An 18,155-nucleotide genomic window follows, 5' to 3' on the forward strand; every position below is an offset into this window, starting at 1 on the left:
AAAACCCAAAAAACCCTTCTATAATTCAATTTTGAGAATATTTATGAGAAACACTTCAATTTTAGCTGTATTATTTCTAATCTTAACAACCAGTTTTACTTTGCCAGAAAATTCTAATATAATTGAGGGCGTTTTATATTCTAATCAACAACTTGTAGGGATTGAAACTACCAATGGTAAGATTTCAAAAATAACAAGGTCTTCAAAGGATGTTACTAAACCAACTTTATTTCTTGCTCCCGGTCTAATAGACGTTCAAATAAATGGATATATGGGTGTGGATTTTTCTGGCCCAGATTTAACTGTGTCAGATGTAAAAAAAGCAACAAAAGCTTTATGGAAAGCCGGTGTTACTTCTTACTTTCCAACGTTAATTACGAGTGACATAAATCGTCTAAAAAAGAATTTCGCAATTATGGCTGAGGCTCGTAAAGATCCGGAAATTGCCAAATCAATTCCGGGTTTTCATTTAGAAGGTCCCTATATTTCTCCAATTGCCGGATTTAGAGGTGCTCACTTAGAAAAATATATTAAAAATCCCGATTGGAAAGAATTTCAAGAACTGCAAAAAGCAGCCAATAATGGTATTATTTTAATTACGTTGGCACCAGAATTAGATGGAGCAATACCTTTTATTCGCAAATGTGTTGAAAATAACATTGTGGTTTCACTTGGTCATCATAACGGTTCTGTTGAAGACGTACAACTAGCCGTAGATGCAGGAGCCAGTATGGCAACACACTTAGGTAATGGTTGTGCAAATGAAATTAATAGACATCACAATCCCATTTGGCCTCAGTTATCTGAAGATAAAATTAACATTAGTTTAATCGCAGATGGTTATCATTTAACAAAAGAAGAAGTTCGAACCTTCTATAAATCTAAAGGAGTAAATAAAACCATTTTAGTTTCAGACGCACTTGATCTTGCCGGAATGCCTCCTGGAGAATATGTTCGTGGAGAGCGAACTTTATTATTAACACCTAATGTAGTTAAACTTCCAAAAGAAAATGTTCTTGCAGGTGCAGCTTCTCCTATAAGTAAGTGTCTAGGTGTGTTTATGGACTTTACACAATGTACTTTAAAAGATGCCATTCAAATGGCAAGTACTAATCCAGCTAAATTATTCGGATTAAATAACATTGGTGAAATAGAACAAGGAAAACGTGCAGATGTTATTCTTTTTACAATGGAAAATAACGAGGTAACTATTGTAAAAACCTATGTGAATGGGCAATTAGTCTATTCAAAAGAATAATTAATGAAGGAGAATAAATTACTTAAAAAAATTCTTATAGCCTTAAGTGCTGTAGGTCCTGGATTGTTTTTAATCGGATACAATATTGGTACCGGTAGTGTAACCACTATGGCCAAGACAGGTGCCGAACATGGAATGAGTTTATTCTGGGCTCTTGTTCTTTCCTGCATATTTACTTATGTGCTAATGGTCGCTTACGGAAAAGTTACTTTAGTTTCTGGGAAGACAGCACTCTTTAATTTTAAATCAGAATTTAAAATGGGATGGCTTCTATCCTTATACATTATAATAGCCCTTATCATTGGAGAATTGTTAGCGCTGATGGGTGTTATGGGTATTGTAGCCGAACTGGTACAAGAAGGAATACGACTTGCTTTTGATGGCCTTATGGTAGATACTTTTTGGATTATTCTCTTTTTCGTAGTAATCCTATCATTTCTTCTTTGGTTTGGACGCTATCAAGTATTCGAAAAAATATTGACCGCACTAGTAGTACTAATGGGCTTATCATTTATAGTGGTTTTCATTTTAGTTCAACCTAGTTTATCCTCCATCTTAGAAGGTATGATTCCTGGAATTCCAAATACACCAGGTGCTCTAGGCCTAGTAGCAGCCATAACTGGAACTACATGTTCAGCCGCTGTTTTTATTATGCGAAGTACTGTAGTAGCAGAAAAAGGATGGGGCATTCAAAACCTAAAGGAAGAAAAAAAAGATTCTGCTGTATCTGCTTCAATGATGTTATTATTGAGTGGAGCTATTATGGCTGTTGCAGCTGGCACACTTCATATCGCGGGATTAAGACTTGACAACACCATTGATATGATTGCCCTTTTCGAACCTATTGGAGGTAAGTTAGCCGCTTTTACATTAATTATTGGTATTGCTGGAGCAGGAATTTCTACAATATTTCCTATCGTTTTAATTGCCCCATGGTTAATTGCAGATTATCGCGGAACGCCTAGAAATATTCATTCAACACAATCTAGATTATTAATATTTGGAGCCCTACTATTTACATTTGGTTCCGTTTTCTTAGCAGAAAGACCCCCAGCGCTTATGATTTTCTCACAAGCTTTTCAAGCTTGTATTCTTCCTGCTGTAGCAATACCAATCTTTATATTAATAAATAAAAAAACACTGATGCATCAATATAAAGCCAATATAAAAATGAACATAAGTATAATCGCAGTAATACTTTTTTCATTGATTACATCTTGGTTCGCAATAGTTGAATTTTTATAAATAATAAACCACACTAAAATGAAAGATAATTTAACAATTGAAAACTTAAATGTTTTCATCTATGAAAAACCTAAAGAAATGGGCAAAGCAGCTGCCGATTTCGTAGAAAAAAAATTACAAATAGCAATCGAAGACAAAGGCTATGCTAATTTAATTTTAGCAACCGGCTCATCTCAATTTCCTTTTCTAGAAGAACTAAAAAAGAAAGAAATCGACTGGCAAAAAATTACTGTTTTTCATCTGGATGAGTATAAAAATATTTCAGATAAACACCCTGCAAGTTTTAGAAAATATCTTAAAGAAAGGATTCTTGACGAAGTAAAGCCGAAAAAAATATTCTTCTTAAATGGTGATGCAGAAGATATTGAAAAAGAATTGGAATTTTATTCTAATGAATTAAGAAAGCATCCCATAGACGTTGCTTGTATTGGCATTGGTGAAAATGGCCATATAGCTTTTAACGACCCACCAGTTGCAGATTTTAACGATCCGAAATTAGTTAAGGTAGTAGATTTAGATGAAGCTTGTAGAAAGCAACAACTGGGCGAAGGGTGGTTTCCTACATTAGAAGATGTTCCAAAACAAGCCTTATCTTTAACTATTACAGCAATTTTAAGTTGTAAAACTATTAGCTGTGTTGTTCCTGATGAGCGAAAGGCAAAAGCAATTTACAATACGCTTAATAGTGAAATTAGTACCGCTTGTCCAGCTACAATATTAAGAAAACACAAAGACACAAAACTATTCTTAGATAAAGGTTCTGCTTCATTGATTTAACATCCTATTGTTTGTTAATAATAAGGGGGTGAGTTTTACATGTTAAAACCCACCCCCTTATTTAATTGAAAATCATTTTCCAAGTTAAAACGTCTATTCTAAATTCTAATGAATATCTTCTTTTTGTACATCCAGTAACAAATGTACCATAACATAAAAAGTACAATGCAACTGAGAATTATATGAGCGCCAAATTCACCTGTCCATCCAAACAAAGCATTTGAAAACGGAAGAAAAATTTTCTTTATAAGCTCTGCTCCACCAATATGAGCAAAAAGATAAATAAATAAAGGATTCATGCCTACCACGGCAAAAAATAATACACCTTTTTGATATTTTTTAATATCTATTAACCAATAACATAAAGCAAGTGCAATTAAAGACCAACCGCCACTTGCAAAAACAAAAGTTGTTGTTGCTATTTTCTTAATTATTGGTGTAAAAGGACTTAAACCAAAACCAATTATTAGGCCTATAGCTCCAGCACCCATTAAATACATTAATTTTTTCTTAGCTGAATAATCGCCTATCAACAATTGTCCTGCAACCACGCCCCAAATAGTATGTGCTGCTGTTGGAATAGCATTGAACATTGCCCAGCCACTTCCGTCTTCTTCTCCAGACACAAGAATATTAAACCATGCTGGAAAATTTTCGCCGTTCACAAATGCATTCGTAAAACCTTCAACTGGAAAAAACCGATATAAGCCTTCTGTTATTAAAAGTAATAGTATTGAAAAGCCAATTTGCATAACTACGGGTTTACGAATAACTAAAAAAGCCAAAATATATGCAACCCCTAGCTGAGCCAATACATTTTGGAATCTGAAAACAATTACTCCCGGATCAATGCAATACAAGGCCCATCCAAGGAAAAGCATTAAAAATGCCCTTTTTACAGCATGTTTTGTTAATTCCTTAAAAGAATCACCCTTTGCCATTCTTTTAGAAAAAGATAATGGCATTGCCACTCCTACAATAAACATGAAAAATGGTTGAATTAAATCCCAAAAATGAAGTCCTTCCCAATCAACATGGTGAAATTGATTTCCAAGGGCATAAATAAAAGTCCCTTCAAATTGCGGCTGTACCAAATAGGTAAATAAATGCGAAAACTCAGCAATTAGAAGAAACATTGTTAATCCTCTATAGAAATCGAGAGACAAAAGCCGACCGTTAGATTTTTCTTGTATTTCAGACATGGTTTAAATATTTAATTGGTTTTGGTTAAGCAATATAGATTTGTCTTGTTTCTTTTTAAAGTAATTATTTAATTTTTATTCATTAATACTTTTAGTTGTGTATTAAGAAGAGCGCAATTTGCAGCTTACGCCCTTCGTAATCAAACAAACTAAATCATTTTTCTGGGTTCTTTCCTCTCCAATACGAAGCTAAAATAGACCTAGTAATTTTTATTAATAGGTTAAATACAATTATCAGCGGTAAATTCGCTGTAATTTTACCATGTTCTTTTACTCATGATTTTATTTAAAGTCTCTTCAGACATTTTTATTAATTCAGGATTATCATCCAGCCATTTTAAAAATTTCTTCTTAATAGGTGTCGTCCATTGACTATCAATCTCTCCGGTTGAATACGTCTTAGTTTTAACCATCTCAAATCCAAACTTATCCTTTAAGGATACAAATTCACTCGTGCCTACCACTTTTTCTGCTAAATGAGCAGGTATGAAAAGCACCCCTTCACGCTTTGCAAGCACTAAATCACCTGGTAACACCATTACTTGTCCAATTCTTATTGGAGTATTAAGACCCATAAGCACTTCTTCTTCGAGAAAGGAAGGGTGAAAATCTCGAACAAAGGCATTAAACCCTTCCATTTTGCTAATACTCTCTAAATCTCTTGAACTTCCGTTAAAAACAACTCCGTTTCCGGATTTAGCAAAAATCGAAGTTGCCAATGTTGCTCCCATAAGTGTACCGGCATCAATCTTTCCGAAACTATCAGCTACATAAACATCACCTTTAGTAAGTACTTCGATTGGCCAAGAATTAGTATTCCCTTTTCTTCCTTGTTTACTAATTCCTCTTTCCTTAATATTCTTTTCTACATCAGGGCGACTAGGCATAAACATCGCTGTTAATGCACGTCCTACAACTGGTGTATCATCATTAACCATTTTCCAATTACCCTCAAATTGATTGGTGTAACCTTCATTCTCCAATACCGTCCATGCATCATCAATACCAATGTTTTTCGCTCTCTCTAATAAATCATCCGGTATTTTAGGGCGACCATCTTCAAAACGCTCACCTTGCCATTCAGAGGTTAAGAATATCAATTCTTCCTTTGAGATTGTTTGGCTATTAATAGTAGTACATATAAAAAAAGCGAAAAAACTTGTGAATACTAAATTCAACTTATATTTCATTGTGTAAAACAGTTTAATGAATATTGTAAAAAAATTAATCTAAAGCGGCAATGCAATCAATTTCTATTAAGGATATGCCCGGCACTCCTCCGTAAACTGCTACTGTAGTGCGTACAGGAGGATTTTCTCCAAAACGACCTCGATAGACTTCGTTCATAACTTTAAAGTCAGCGATGTCAGCCAAGTAAACATTAACTTTTAAAACTTTATCCATAGAAGAACCATTTTCTACAAGCACTTTCTCAAGTGCCTTTAGTGTAAAGTCAGTATGTGTTCTCATGTCTCCTTCAAATTGGGCGCCTTGTCCTGAAACATAAAGTGTATTCCCGTGTTTTACCGCAGATGAGAACATTGGAATTTCTTGATCTGTAATTATTTCGCCAACAACTTCTTTTTTAGCCTTATCCTCTTTTCCCATTGCACTAACCATTCCTATACCAAAAATACCTGCTAAGCCTGTGCCAATTTTTTTAAATGATGCTCTTCTAGTTGTTTTTTCTTTCATTTTTAATATTTTAAATTATTTATATTTAGTTATTCGTATTCTAAATTTCACTTTTCCATTTCCAAAAATTCAATTTAGACGGAAAAAATTAACCAATTTTGGACTATTCTATTGCAACAAATTTTAAACAAACCGGAGCTCCAACAGCAATCTTTTCTTCTGTTGGTGTCAACTCACCTGTTTTTTTGTTACGTTTAAAAATTATTATCTCATCACTTCCTCCGTTACCAACTAATAGAAACTGACCTGTTGGGTCAATTACAAAATTTCTAGGACCTTTGCCTAGGGTAGCATATCGATTTACATACTTCAATTTTCCTTCTTCATCAATAGCAAAACAAACCAATTGATTTATATCACCACGTAAGGATCCATAAAGAAATTTTCCATCTGGTGAAATATGAATATCCGCAGCGTCGGCTCCATTTTCATCTTGATTATCATCAAGTAATGATACTTCTTGTATTTTTTTCAATAGCCCATTTCCATATATAAAAGCAGTAACATCACCAGTAAGTTCTTGAATAACATAAGCCGTTTTGCCATTTGGGTGAAAAGTAAAATGACGAGGACCACTGCCTTCTTTAACCTTTATAAACGAAGGAGTAGCAGGCGTGAGTGGGTTTGAAGAGGATATATTTACAGTATATACATTCACTTTATCCGTCCCCAAATCTGGAACGAATAAATATTTATTATCTGGAGACAATACTGCTGCATGTACATGTGATTTATCTTTTTCCTGATCCTGTTTACTCTCAACTTCATGTCGAATTGATTGAATTGAAGCGTCAAAACTTCCATCTATTTTTATAGGAATTGCGGAAATATTACCCCCACTATAGTTACCCACAAATACATACTTGTTAGAATTATCTACAGAAATATAACATGGGCCATTACCACCTGAACTCGCCTTATTAAGCAACTCAATTTGACCAGTGGAAGAATCAAATGAAAAAGATGATACACTGCCATTACCAGCACCTACTTCGTTTACCGAGTAAACATACTTATGATCTTTTGAAACCGTTAAATAAGAAGGATTTTCAATCCCTGTTACCTTTGAACGATAACTAACTTCACCAGTCTTACTTTTAAAATGATATACATAAATGCCTTCACTTTTACCCGGCTTTGTGTAGGTGCCTACCAACAGGTTAAATTCAGTACTGGTAGTCTGTCCGCCTAATTTACAGCCAGAACAAATTCCTAACAATAAAACGAAAATAGCCTTTATAGGTTGCTTTTTAAAAATAAGTGTGTTCATTAGATATTGTGTGTTTTAATACAATTCATTGTACAATTTCATTCAAAAAGTATAGGTTGAAATTTAGTTAGATCGTGAAAGGAGTTTTCTATTGCAGGGGACCAAGACCATCGCACTTCACTGCCAGTGTCATAATCACTTCTATAAAAATTTACATTCCAAATATCACCACTTTTAGGCGGTACATGAGATAACAATCCTAGTGATTTATAAGAAATAAAAATTTCCGAACTCCAAGTAGAAATTTTTGCACCCAATTCTTGTGGCCCACCTAAAATTTCAACTTTATTGAAGGTTCCATACGAATTCCTATCATATTCATTAAAGGGTCTCCAACTTACTCCGTTCTTCATTTTTGAGATAGTCAAAAGAAGCTGTTTCTCAAATTGATTAACTTCATATTCAAAATATTTAGTCTCTAAGGTATCTGTCTGAATAAATATCTCGAAAACATCGCCATTCCAAATCTTATCCATGTCTTCATAATCCTTTGTCGTTATCTTATGGTCTTCTCCATGAAAAAGCACATATAATCCTTTCTCCGATGCTAAAATTTTAAATTTACTCGCATAATTTGCTCCTCCAGAATCCAATTTCGTTAAAAGGTTCCAATCCGTTTTATTCCAAGCCCGATTATCACCCTTTCCACTTATTGCAAAATCACTGCTTCTTTTTACCAATAGGGTATTTTCTAAAGTTGCAATTTCCAATTGATTATATTTAAAATTCAAGTTAGATGGTGCTTTAGTTTGCCCTATAATACAGAAATGTACCAGAAAAAATAGAATTCCTACCACCTTGTCAGCATCATAGGTTTTTCTAATATGTTGGTTTTCAATTTTCATCAACACTTCTTTTATTTGTTTGTAGACAAGCTCCTGATTTCGGCCACTTTTAAAGCACTTACTGGAGATGATTCATCGCCAAATCTCTTTCTAACATAGGTTAAGACAGATGCAATTGCATGGTCATCTAAATGACTATGCGCAGGCATAAGTCCGTTATAAGTTATTCCATTAACCTTAATATCACCTTGCATTCCATTTAAAACTATATCAATTAGCTTTTCTTCATTGCCAGTCACCCATTCTGATTCTACTAGCGGAGGGAAGCGGTTATTATCGCCTTTACCATCTCGCTGATGACATGCTGTACAATACGTGTTATACATTACTCTACCGCTATACGTGTCGCCTTCTTGTATTATATCTTTTTCAGGATCAGGATCACGTATATAGCTTTGTGATTCTTTTCGCCCCTCCATAGCTACTAAATCTTCTGAACCAAATTCATTTGTATTCCCTTTATACATCACCCTCCAAATTCTACCCATATTAGACTCGCTAATATAAATTGAGCCATCAGGTCCTGTAGATAAACCCATTGGCCTAAATACTGCATCACTTGTGTTTGCAACAACGTCTACACCCGCAAAACCATCGGCAAATACTTCCCAAGTACCTATTGCCTCTCCGTTTTCATCAAAGGGAACAAAACATACAATAAAACCTGCCATTGGATATGGCGCTCGGTCTGTAGATCCGTGGAAAGCAACAAAAACACCATTATTATATCGTTTTGGAAATTGATCCCCATGATAAAACATCACATCCATAGGAGCCCAATGCCCTGGAAATCCTAACGCTGGATTGTCATATTCACTTGCTCGACCAACGATATCCCCATCACCACCATAACCAGGCTGAAGAACATTTTTTCCTTGAAGCTGATCATAATAACCATAAGGCCAGCCATAATCAGATCCTTCAGTAACTTTCATAAGCGTTTCTGATGGAAGCATCGCTGCCTCCCAGTCTGTATATAATTTTGGGAAAATTGTGTGAAAATTATCGATGCCATTACCTACGGCATACAAGTTTTCGTCCATTGGATTCCAATCCACACCAACAACACTTCTAATACCAGTTGCAAACTTAGTTCCATCTGCTTGTGTTAGTCCAATTTTATCAGCTTCAAATCGCCATATTCCTGCGTGATTTACAAGTTCAGGACAAGGTTCTAAGCCTTTGCCATTAGGAATTCCTACTGGTCCATATTTTTCCATGTCTTGACAAGCATCTGATGGAGCACCAAAAGGAACATACATATATCCATCATTATCAAAAGCCACAGGTTTTGTTGTGTGCCAGTTTCTACCAACATTAGGATCCATATCGGTTAATACTATTTCTGTTTCACTAGTCGGCACCAAATCTCCCGAAGTCATTTTAGTTCGAAAAATATGTTTCTTAGTGCTCGTAAACAGGTATCCATTATGTAAAGTAAGACCCGTAGCACCTATACCTTTATCTACATAATTACCAAAATGTACTACACTATCAACCTTACCATCGTTATTAAGGTCTCGCATGGCAACGGTTCCTTTTCCATCTCTTGATCTTTGAAGTTGCGCATAAATATCACCATTCTCACTAACGGTTATATGTCTTGTTGACCCAACACTATCAATAACCACTAATGCTTCAAAGCCACCAGGAAGAAATAAGCCACCATTGTCCTTATCAGCCATTGGTAGAATAAATTCCTTAGGATTAGAACATTGTGTTAAAACACATAACAAACAAAAAATGAATACATTTCTAATTATTGCATTTTTATTACTATTTACATATTTCATTTTAATATTTTATATCAATAAGTTTTGCGGCTAAACCATTTAAATCCCAAACAACTTTTCCATTTCTAATGGTTAATTCTGCCTCTAATTTTTTATCTCCTTTAATAAAGTTATTTCTTGCATCTATAAATCCAAAATCACCTTTTCGAACTCTCAACACTGCAACATCAGCAACTGCCCCGACACTCAAATTCCCCAAGTCTTCTCTTTTAATTGCTTGTGCAGGCGCCCAACTTCCCCGTGTTAAAACCTCGTTTAAAGGCATACCAATGTTTAGGAACTTCGACATAACATTCAACATGTTCTTCATTCCTGCATTCATACTAAATTTATGCAAGTCTGTTCCAAAAGAATTTGGCCAAAGGCCTTGTTTCATTGCCGGTATACTTTGGTCAAACCAAAATCCCGCTCCGCCATGACCAACATCAAATAGAATACCTTTTTCTTTTGCAGCTAGTACATATTTTAAAACAGCTCCTGTACTATCAACTACTGGTGTACGTTCTGAAATGTTTTCATATGAGTGCGTAATAATATCACCAGGCCTCATACGATTAAGCTGATCTTCTAAACTATACCCAGGTAAATGACATTCAACAAAAACTGGTCGATTAGTTTTTTCAGCAACTTCTATAGCTCTATCAAAAGGAGCCCAATCTTCACCATCGTAATGCCCAATTTTTACACCAGCAATTATTTCTGGATATCTTTGAATCATTACAGTAGTGCTATCAATATTCATTTCATTTAAATCATTTTGTAAGTCATCACCTGAAAGACCATAGCCCGAAATATTTAAAAAAGAAAGTACTCGCGTTTTTGATTCTTCTATAACTTGAGATTTAAACAAGGGAAAATTTCTCCATCCTGAGGTACCCGCATCAACAACAGTAGTTACTCCCGACTTAAAACTAAAATCATCAGGGGACAGACTATTATTCCCATCTGCAAACTTGTTTGGTTTAGACCCTACAAATACATGAGTATGTGGATCTATAAGTCCCGGAACCACATACAAGCCACTAGCATCAATTACCTTTTTAGCTAATTTTTCAGAAATATTTGGTGCAACATCTAATATTTTACCATCGGCTATTGATACATCCATGACGGCATCGACACCATTTTTTGAGTCAAATACATGCCCGTTTTTGATAAGTATTTCAATTTCTTGAGCATTCATATAAATTGCTGATAAACAGCACAGCAAAATGCACATATTCTTGGCAATTTTCTTAGAAATAATTGTCATTTGAATTGTGTTATTTTTTTTGAAATTCTCTGGAGGCTAATCCATTTAAGTCCCAGACTACTTTACCAGCTCGTAAAGTAAGTTCTGCTTCCAACTTTTTATTTCCCTTAATTTTAATCCTACGCACATCAATAAAACCAAAATCTCCTTCACGTAAGTTAAACACCGCTACATCAGCTTCTGCCCCCACACTTAAATGTCCAAGATCTTCTCGATTAATAACTTTTGCAGGCGTCCATGTCGCGCGCGAAATTGCATCGGGAAGCGTATAACCCAAGGTTAATAATTTTGACAAAACATTACTAAGATCCTTCATTCCTGAATTCATACTTTGCGTATGCAAATCTGTACTAGCAACATCAATTACAAAACCTTGTTTAGTAGCAGGAACAGCTTGCGCCCATGTAAAGGCACCCCCACCATGACCTAAATCAAAAATAATTCCCCGTTGTTGCGCTTTTAAAACTAAGGGTTTCAACTTGCCGTTAGCATCTACAATAGTCTCTCTTTCTTTAGCGCCATTAGAATATGTATGAGTGAAAATATCACCTGGTCTCAAATGCTCCATAAACAATGACTCAATTGAATTTGGAGGGTCGTGTTCTCCAAAATCTACCATTACAGGAACATTAGCTTTCTTACCCGCTTCTACAGCCTTATCTACTTGAGTAAAGCCTCCCCAATAGTGAGCAGCTTTTATGCCAACAAGAATCTCTGGATATAATTTCTGAATACTATAAGCTGTCATTTCAGGATTCATATCTGAAACATCTTGCTCTTGAAATCGACTTCGCATTCCTGTGCCAACGATATTTAATAAAGCTAACACTCTGGTTTTAGCTTTGTCTATCGTCTGCTTCTTAAATAGAGGGAAATTTCTCCATCCTGAAGAACCAGCATCAACGACAGTAGTAACCCCAGACCTAAATGTAAAGCCATCTGGCATTACACTTACACCCCCATCAGCGATGTACGCATCAGGTTCATTACCCATAAAAACATGGGCATGCATATCTATTAAACCTGGAGTTATATATAGTCCGGATACATCGATAATTCGTTTGGCTTTTTTAGTAGAAATATTACGAGAAACTTCCGCAATTTTTCCATCCGCAATAGAAATATCCATGGGGCCATCTATATTATTTTTTGCGTCTATAAGGTGTCCTCCTTTCAGCAAAATATCATATTCTTGAGCATGCAAGCTTAATGCAGACATTGATAATAAAAACAAGAATATTATTATCGTCTGCCGCTTTCCTAATCTATTTATCATGGTTTTGATTTAATACGAATTAAAAAATTATGTGGCTAATGGTGGACCACCAGGAACAACTATTCTTTTGTGAGACTTTCGATATTCGGATCGTTTTGCCGAAAACTTGGCTGTAAGATATTCTCCTAGAAAAACAGATCCAGTTAACGTATCACCATCTTGTTTTGCTGAAAACCAATAGCTAATATGATCTCCTGCTGCCCGATAACTACTTCGTAATTTTATCTCGTCGCCCTCTACCATACCAACAATTTCTTGAGTAGAAAAGTCACTCTGATGTGATCCACTTACCCAATTTCCATCTTGTTCTAAAAAGAAATAATGGGTGCTCTTACTGGTAAAAAATTCCATTTCCACTTCCCAATGTCCTGAAATATCGGCTTTCGCAGGTGCCATATCGTCTGAAATAGGCTCACGCTTTTGGGCAAGAATTTCATAAAGTCTTTTTGCTACCACTTTTGCATTACCAGGTCGCATTTGACTAGGGGTTATATTTACAGCCGTCTTGCCATCTTTTGACTGAGCTCCAATTGCAATTCTTGGTTTACTACGTGCCACTATTTCTGCAACTTCTTCACCTGTAATATTTAATTTGTCAGGGTCCCAGCTAATATTAAGTCTCGGAGTTCGATTAGAAAGGCCTGTTGGCTGAGAAACCGATGTAGTCACCCCCTCTACTTTGGTCACTTTCTTAGAAATTTCGTCTAGTCTAGAAAGCCAAGTGGCCCATTCGGCTTTATGATCCCTAGTCGTCCATGCTTCCACAGCTGCCAACATTCCTAACATTTCTTCCTTACCTACTTTATTATCTCTTCCGGGTCCATGGTGTGGAGAACTAGCCTGCCAAGCAGCCATAAGTAAATCTTTATCACCCAAAAGAAGACCAGCACATTGTGGGCCACAAATTGCTTTGCCCCCACTATATGCAACCACTGTTGCACCCCTCTCAAGGTGCACACACGGAATCGTTAAATCTTCAGCTGCTGCATCTACTAGTACAGGAATATTTTTTTCTTTCGCTATTTCAACAATTACCTCAAGCGATAAAGGTTGCCCTTTTTCTGATTGACTATTTGCATGAAGCTGAATTAATGCTGTCTTAGGCCCAATAGCATCCCTTAGCTCTTGTGCAGTATCTACATCAATCATTGTAACTCCAATATTTCGGATTGCGTGGTCGTACACACCACGGGAATGACGAGGTGAAATTACTTCCGTTTTCTCCATTCCTCTAAGGTCTGGAATTCTAATCAACTTTTCTGGATTACCACCAGTTACACAAGCAGCCGTCACATGCTTTAGAGCTGCCGCACAACCAGCTGAAACCATACCCCAATCAGCTTTAGTTAACTCCGACAGTCTTTCTCCAATACCAAATGCAAGCTCATCGTACTGAACGAAATAACCAGAAGCCGCCTCGATTGCCTTTAGCACTTCAGGGCGTTCTGTTGAACCTCCGAGTATTGTGAAAGTTCCACGGCAATTTATAATAGGCACCACACCTATTGAATCATAAATAGCAACATCGCTAACCAAATTCTCAGCTGCTGATAAAGGCGAAATATCACCCAATGCATTACCAAAAACCGATTCACTTGCTAATAGACTACTAGCTACGGGAATAACACCTAATTGCTTAATAATTTCTCTTCTTTTCATAAATCTTACTGTGTTTTTAAAGCATTAGTATTTCTAAATATAATCATTTTTTATCCCACCATAATTTAGAGTTATTTTATTACCTCCCTCCATTTCTTGTAACGCCAGGGCTCCAGCTAATCCTTCCCGGTTAGTATCTGCTTCTAAATCTGGATATTTAATTTATCAAAAAATAAAAAATGATTAAACTAATGTCCTTAAATTATATAGGTCAACCCATTAATATTGCGAAGATTAACTATAAACTTAATAATCTTGGATAGAAAAATCTTAATTTTAGATATATGTGAATTACTATTCAAATAATGCGAAAATCAAAAAAGCCTCTCGATTTCTCGAAAGGCTTGACTTTGTTGTTGTGGTCCCACATGGACTCGAACCATGGACCACCTGATTATGAGTCAGGTGCTCTAACCAACTGAGCTATAGGACCGATTTTCAGTAAAATTAATGCGTAATCGCAAAAACTATCCTGAAAAGGTTGGCAAATTTACGCATTACCACCAACTACGCAAAATAATGCTGTTTCATTTCGTGATAAAATTTAAACTTTAATTAAAAAAGTTGAAAAATAGTGGTTATTCAGGCACCTCTTGACATAGTTCTATTAAAATTCCGTTTGCCGATTTTGGATGAACAAAAGCCACTAATTTATTATCAGCGCCTTTTTTGGGCACATCATTTAGTAGTGTGAAACCTTCCTTTTTCAAGCGAGCCATTTCAGCAAAAATATCAGTAACAGCAAAGGCTACGTGATGCACACCTTCCCCTTTTTTCTCAATAAACTTAGCAATAGCACTTTCATCTGACGTAGCTTCAAGTAGTTCAATTTTATTAGGTCCAGCTTTAAAAAAAGAAGTTCGAACTCCTTCAGAAGCTACTTCTTCAATTTTATAATGCGCAGTGCCCAATAATTTCTCAAATAGTAGATTTGAAGCCTCTAAGTTTTTTACAGCAACCCCTAAATGTTCGATTTTCTTCATGTTTCTTATAATAAGCACCTAATATATTTTCGCAACACCCTCAAAATTACGATTTTGATAGGTACAACAATAGTTCTTGGTTATCGAATATATCGTATTTTTGTGGCATGGAAACGCAACGACAGAAGAAGATAGCAGGAGTTATTCAAAAAGACATGGCCGATATTCTTCAACGTGCTGCTACTGATGGCGGCCTAAAAGGAATATTAATTTCAGTTACTAAGGTATCTGTAACTACAGATTTGTCTATTGCTAAGGTGTACCTAAGCATTTTTCCAGTAAAATCTGGGGCAGAATTATTAAAAGGAATCCAAAGCAATCAACCCTTAATAAAACACGAATTAGCACAACGTACTAAGCATCAACTTAGAAGAGTGCCAGCTTTACAATTCTATATTGATGACTCCTTAGATTACATCGAGAATATAGAAAAATCTTTAAAAGGCGATGAAAATCCTATAGAGAATCGCGACTTGCTTGACAAAAGAAGGAAAATTTGAATTTCACCTATTACATCGCGCAACGTTATGTACGGTCTAAAAGCAGCCAAAATGCTGTAAATATTATTAATTTCATTACCTTTTTAGTTACCGTAATAGGCTCTGCGGCTTTATTTATTGTTCTTTCTGGATTTTCAGGGTTAAAAACTTTTAGTCTTTCATTTAGTAATTCTTTTGATCCAGATTTAAAAGCATTACCCGCTACCGGCAAGTTTTTTTCAATACCTAAAGAAGCAACGGAAGCCTTAAATAATCTAGATGATATTGCCTCGTATTCGCGAGAAATAGAAGAGAAAGTATACCTCACACATAAAGAAACTGGTGATATTGCTAATATAAAGGGAGTAGATAAAGCCTATGAAAAAACTATTGGCGTAGATAGCACTATAATTTCTGGAAACTGGACTATTGATGAAAAAAGGGGAGTTGCTGGAATTGGAATTATGCGATTACTTAATTTAACTCAAAATCAATTTCGAAACCCTTTAGTTATTCTAGTTCCCAAACCTGGTAAAGGATCTTTATCTCAACAAACTAGTCCTTATAATGAATTACCAATGGTTATTGGTGGTATTTATTCTGTGGAAGAAAATTTAGACAAAAAATACATTTTTACAGACATCGCTACAGTACAACATCTTTTAGAGAAAGATAGCACACAGGTGTCTGGTTTAAACTTTAAACTAAAAGATGCGAAAAACATTACGGCAGCAAAAGCTGAAATTAAAAACATATTTGGAGACACTGTAATTCTAAAAGATCGACAGGAACTAAATAGTTCTTTACATCGAATGCTAAATACTGAAAATTTAGCCACCTATCTAATTTTCACCTTGGTATTAGTGGTAGCTTTATTTAATGTGGTAGGCGCAATAATTATGATGATTTTAGATAAGTTGAGTAACTTAAAAACCATGTATAATTTTGGGGCTACCTTAAAAGAACTCCGACGAATCTACTTCATACAAGGAATGTTGGTAACCGGAGCAGGCGGATTAATCGGCGTATTAATTGGAATAATACTAATTAGCTCTCAATTATTATTTGGATGGGTAAAAATTGGTTATATCGATTACCCTGTTGAATTAAAACTTATTAATATTCTAGTGGTTTTAGCGACAATTTTTGTGCTCGGAATACTAGCGTCTAAAATTGCAAGTAGCAGAATAAATAAGAAATTAATCGCGCCTTAATTTTAAGGATTAAGTTCAAATTGGTGGTCACCAAACTTTTCTAACACTTCATCAAATGCCGCGAAAACATCTGGCGATTCATCACTAGTAACCATTTTCATTCGATAGGGTTTAAAATCTGGAATACCTTTAAAATAATTGGTGTAATGTCTTCTAGTTTCAAAAACACCTAGCTTCTCCCCTTTCCAATCTATTGCCATTTGCAAATGCCGACGTGCAGCTTCAACACGTTCTTTCATTGTAGGTGGCGCTAATTTTTTGCCTGTTTTAAAAAAATGTTTTACTTCATTAAAAAACCAAGGATTACCAATACTTGCGCGCCCAATCATAGCACCATCGAGCCCATACTCATCGCGCATTTTTTTAGCAGCCTCAGGTGTATTCACATCACCATTACCAAAAACTGGAATATGCATACGTTGATTATTTTTAACCTCAGCAATAGGGTTCCAATCGGCATTACCTTTATACATTTGTGCACGAGTACGACCATGAATTGCAATTGCTTTACAACCCACATCTTGGAGACGCTCAGCCACCTCAACAATCATTATAGAATCGTCATCCCATCCCAATCTAGTTTTAACTGTAATGGGTAGTTTAGTGCGTTCAACCATAGCTTTGGTTAATGAAACCATTAAATCAATATCTTTTAATATTCCTGCTCCAGCTCCTTTGCTAACCACCTTTTTTACGGGACATCCAAAATTAATATCAATAATATCCGGATTTGATTTTTCAACAATCTCAACAGACTGCAACATAGAATCGAGATTAGCTCCGAAAATTTGAATACCTACAGGGCGCTCTTTTTCGTAAATATCTAATTTCATTACGCTTTTAGCTGCATCTCTAATTAGACCTTCAGAAGAAATAAACTCTGTATAGACCACATCGGCGCCTAGTTCTTTACACAAGGCACGAAAAGGTGGGTCACTTACATCTTCCATAGGTGCAAGAAGCAACGGAAATTCTGGAAGTTCTATGTCTCCTATTTTAAGCATTTATTCATTTTTATGGGATACAAATTTACATTATTTTAAAAGGTAAATAGCACTTAAAATAAGTTCGCGCTTTCTTCATGAATCAATACAAATAGCTTGCTTTTTTAGATAATAGTACAAACAATACTATATGGTAATTCTAAAAAGGTATTTGCTATTCGCCCGTTTTAAAATAATGTATCTTTGCAGGCTATAAATAGTGT

16 protein-coding genes and 1 tRNA gene are annotated in these 18,155 nt (G+C 35.5%); 5 read left to right on the top strand and 12 right to left on the bottom strand.

The window, feature by feature from the left end; all coding sequences use genetic code 11:
- Nucleotides 1-43: 43 nt before the first annotated feature.
- The 3 genes from nagA to UH7x_RS07250 are packed head-to-tail and all read left to right on the top strand — an operon-like array spanning nt 44 to nt 3,280.
- On the top strand, nt 44-1,258 hold the full coding sequence (nagA, locus tag UH7x_RS07240) for an N-acetylglucosamine-6-phosphate deacetylase (RefSeq protein WP_482363054.1): 1,215 nt from the start codon (nt 44-46) through the stop codon (nt 1,256-1,258).
- Between the two features lie 3 nt (nt 1,259-1,261).
- A complete protein-coding gene (locus UH7x_RS07245) occupies nt 1,262-2,503 on the top strand; it encodes an Nramp family divalent metal transporter (RefSeq protein ID WP_482363055.1) in 1,242 nt (413 codons plus the stop codon).
- 18 nt (nt 2,504-2,521) lie between these two features.
- Nucleotides 2,522-3,280 (top strand): glucosamine-6-phosphate deaminase, encoded by a 759-nt coding sequence (locus UH7x_RS07250; protein ID WP_482363056.1) that lies wholly within the window; start codon nt 2,522-2,524, stop codon nt 3,278-3,280.
- 98 nt (nt 3,281-3,378) lie between these two features.
- On the opposite strand, the gene UH7x_RS07255 is transcribed toward UH7x_RS07250, so the two are convergent.
- From UH7x_RS07255 to mce, 11 genes are all read right to left on the bottom strand, one after another.
- Nucleotides 3,379-4,482 carry an acyltransferase family protein gene (locus UH7x_RS07255; protein ID WP_482363057.1) on the bottom strand — a complete coding sequence of 368 codons (1,104 nt, stop codon included), beginning with the start codon at nt 4,480-4,482 and terminating at the stop codon, nt 3,379-3,381.
- Between the two features lie 257 nt (nt 4,483-4,739).
- Nucleotides 4,740-5,672: an RraA family protein gene (locus UH7x_RS07260; RefSeq protein ID WP_482363058.1), complete on the bottom strand. Its 933-nt coding sequence runs from the start codon at nt 5,670-5,672 to the stop codon at nt 4,740-4,742.
- 34 nt (nt 5,673-5,706) lie between these two features.
- Complete coding sequence (locus tag UH7x_RS07265) at nt 5,707-6,177, bottom strand: RidA family protein (RefSeq protein WP_482363059.1); 471 nt, start codon at nt 6,175-6,177, stop codon at nt 5,707-5,709.
- 103 nt (nt 6,178-6,280) lie between these two features.
- On the bottom strand, nt 6,281-7,447 hold the full coding sequence (locus UH7x_RS07270; RefSeq protein ID WP_482363060.1) for a lactonase family protein: 1,167 nt from the start codon (nt 7,445-7,447) through the stop codon (nt 6,281-6,283).
- 38 nt (nt 7,448-7,485) lie between these two features.
- Nucleotides 7,486-8,292 (bottom strand): carbohydrate-binding family 9-like protein, encoded by an 807-nt coding sequence (locus tag UH7x_RS07275; protein WP_482363061.1) that lies wholly within the window; start codon nt 8,290-8,292, stop codon nt 7,486-7,488.
- Nucleotides 8,293-8,303: 11 nt separating this feature from the next.
- Nucleotides 8,304-10,085: a PQQ-dependent sugar dehydrogenase gene (locus tag UH7x_RS07280; RefSeq protein WP_482363062.1), complete on the bottom strand. Its 1,782-nt coding sequence runs from the start codon at nt 10,083-10,085 to the stop codon at nt 8,304-8,306.
- Between the two features lies 1 nt (nt 10,086).
- On the bottom strand, nt 10,087-11,337 hold the full coding sequence (locus tag UH7x_RS07285) for an amidohydrolase/deacetylase family metallohydrolase (RefSeq protein WP_482363063.1): 1,251 nt from the start codon (nt 11,335-11,337) through the stop codon (nt 10,087-10,089).
- A gap of 10 nt (nt 11,338-11,347) precedes the next feature.
- Nucleotides 11,348-12,613 (bottom strand): amidohydrolase/deacetylase family metallohydrolase, encoded by a 1,266-nt coding sequence (locus UH7x_RS07290; RefSeq protein WP_482363064.1) that lies wholly within the window; start codon nt 12,611-12,613, stop codon nt 11,348-11,350.
- A gap of 27 nt (nt 12,614-12,640) precedes the next feature.
- The gene (locus UH7x_RS07295) at nt 12,641-14,272 is read right to left on the bottom strand and encodes an aminotransferase class V-fold PLP-dependent enzyme (RefSeq protein WP_482363065.1); all 1,632 of its coding nucleotides are present in this window, start codon (nt 14,270-14,272) and stop codon (nt 12,641-12,643) included.
- Nucleotides 14,273-14,631: 359 nt separating this feature from the next.
- A tRNA-Ile gene (locus UH7x_RS07300) sits at nt 14,632-14,705 on the bottom strand.
- A 145-nt stretch (nt 14,706-14,850) separates the two neighbouring features.
- Nucleotides 14,851-15,255 carry a methylmalonyl-CoA epimerase gene (gene mce, locus UH7x_RS07305; RefSeq protein WP_482363066.1) on the bottom strand — a complete coding sequence of 135 codons (405 nt, stop codon included), beginning with the start codon at nt 15,253-15,255 and terminating at the stop codon, nt 14,851-14,853.
- Nucleotides 15,256-15,362: 107 nt separating this feature from the next.
- On the opposite strand from mce, the gene rbfA reads away from it, so the two are divergent.
- Together rbfA and UH7x_RS07315 are read left to right on the top strand one after the other, a co-directional pair.
- Nucleotides 15,363-15,755 (top strand): 30S ribosome-binding factor RbfA, encoded by a 393-nt coding sequence (gene rbfA / locus UH7x_RS07310; protein WP_482363067.1) that lies wholly within the window; start codon nt 15,363-15,365, stop codon nt 15,753-15,755.
- Complete coding sequence (locus tag UH7x_RS07315; RefSeq protein ID WP_482363068.1) at nt 15,752-16,948, top strand: ABC transporter permease; 1,197 nt, start codon at nt 15,752-15,754, stop codon at nt 16,946-16,948. The genes rbfA and UH7x_RS07315 overlap by 4 nt, the downstream gene beginning before the upstream one ends.
- Nucleotides 16,949-16,950: 2 nt before the next feature.
- Here the strand turns inward: UH7x_RS07315 and dusB are convergent, their stop codons facing one another.
- Entirely contained in the window at nt 16,951-17,952 is a 1,002-nt protein-coding gene (dusB, locus tag UH7x_RS07320) for a tRNA dihydrouridine synthase DusB (RefSeq protein ID WP_482363069.1), read from the bottom strand.
- Between the last annotated feature and the right edge of the window lie 203 nt (nt 17,953-18,155).

The sequence above is a fragment of the Aurantibacter sp. UH7 genome (assembly GCF_056839165.1).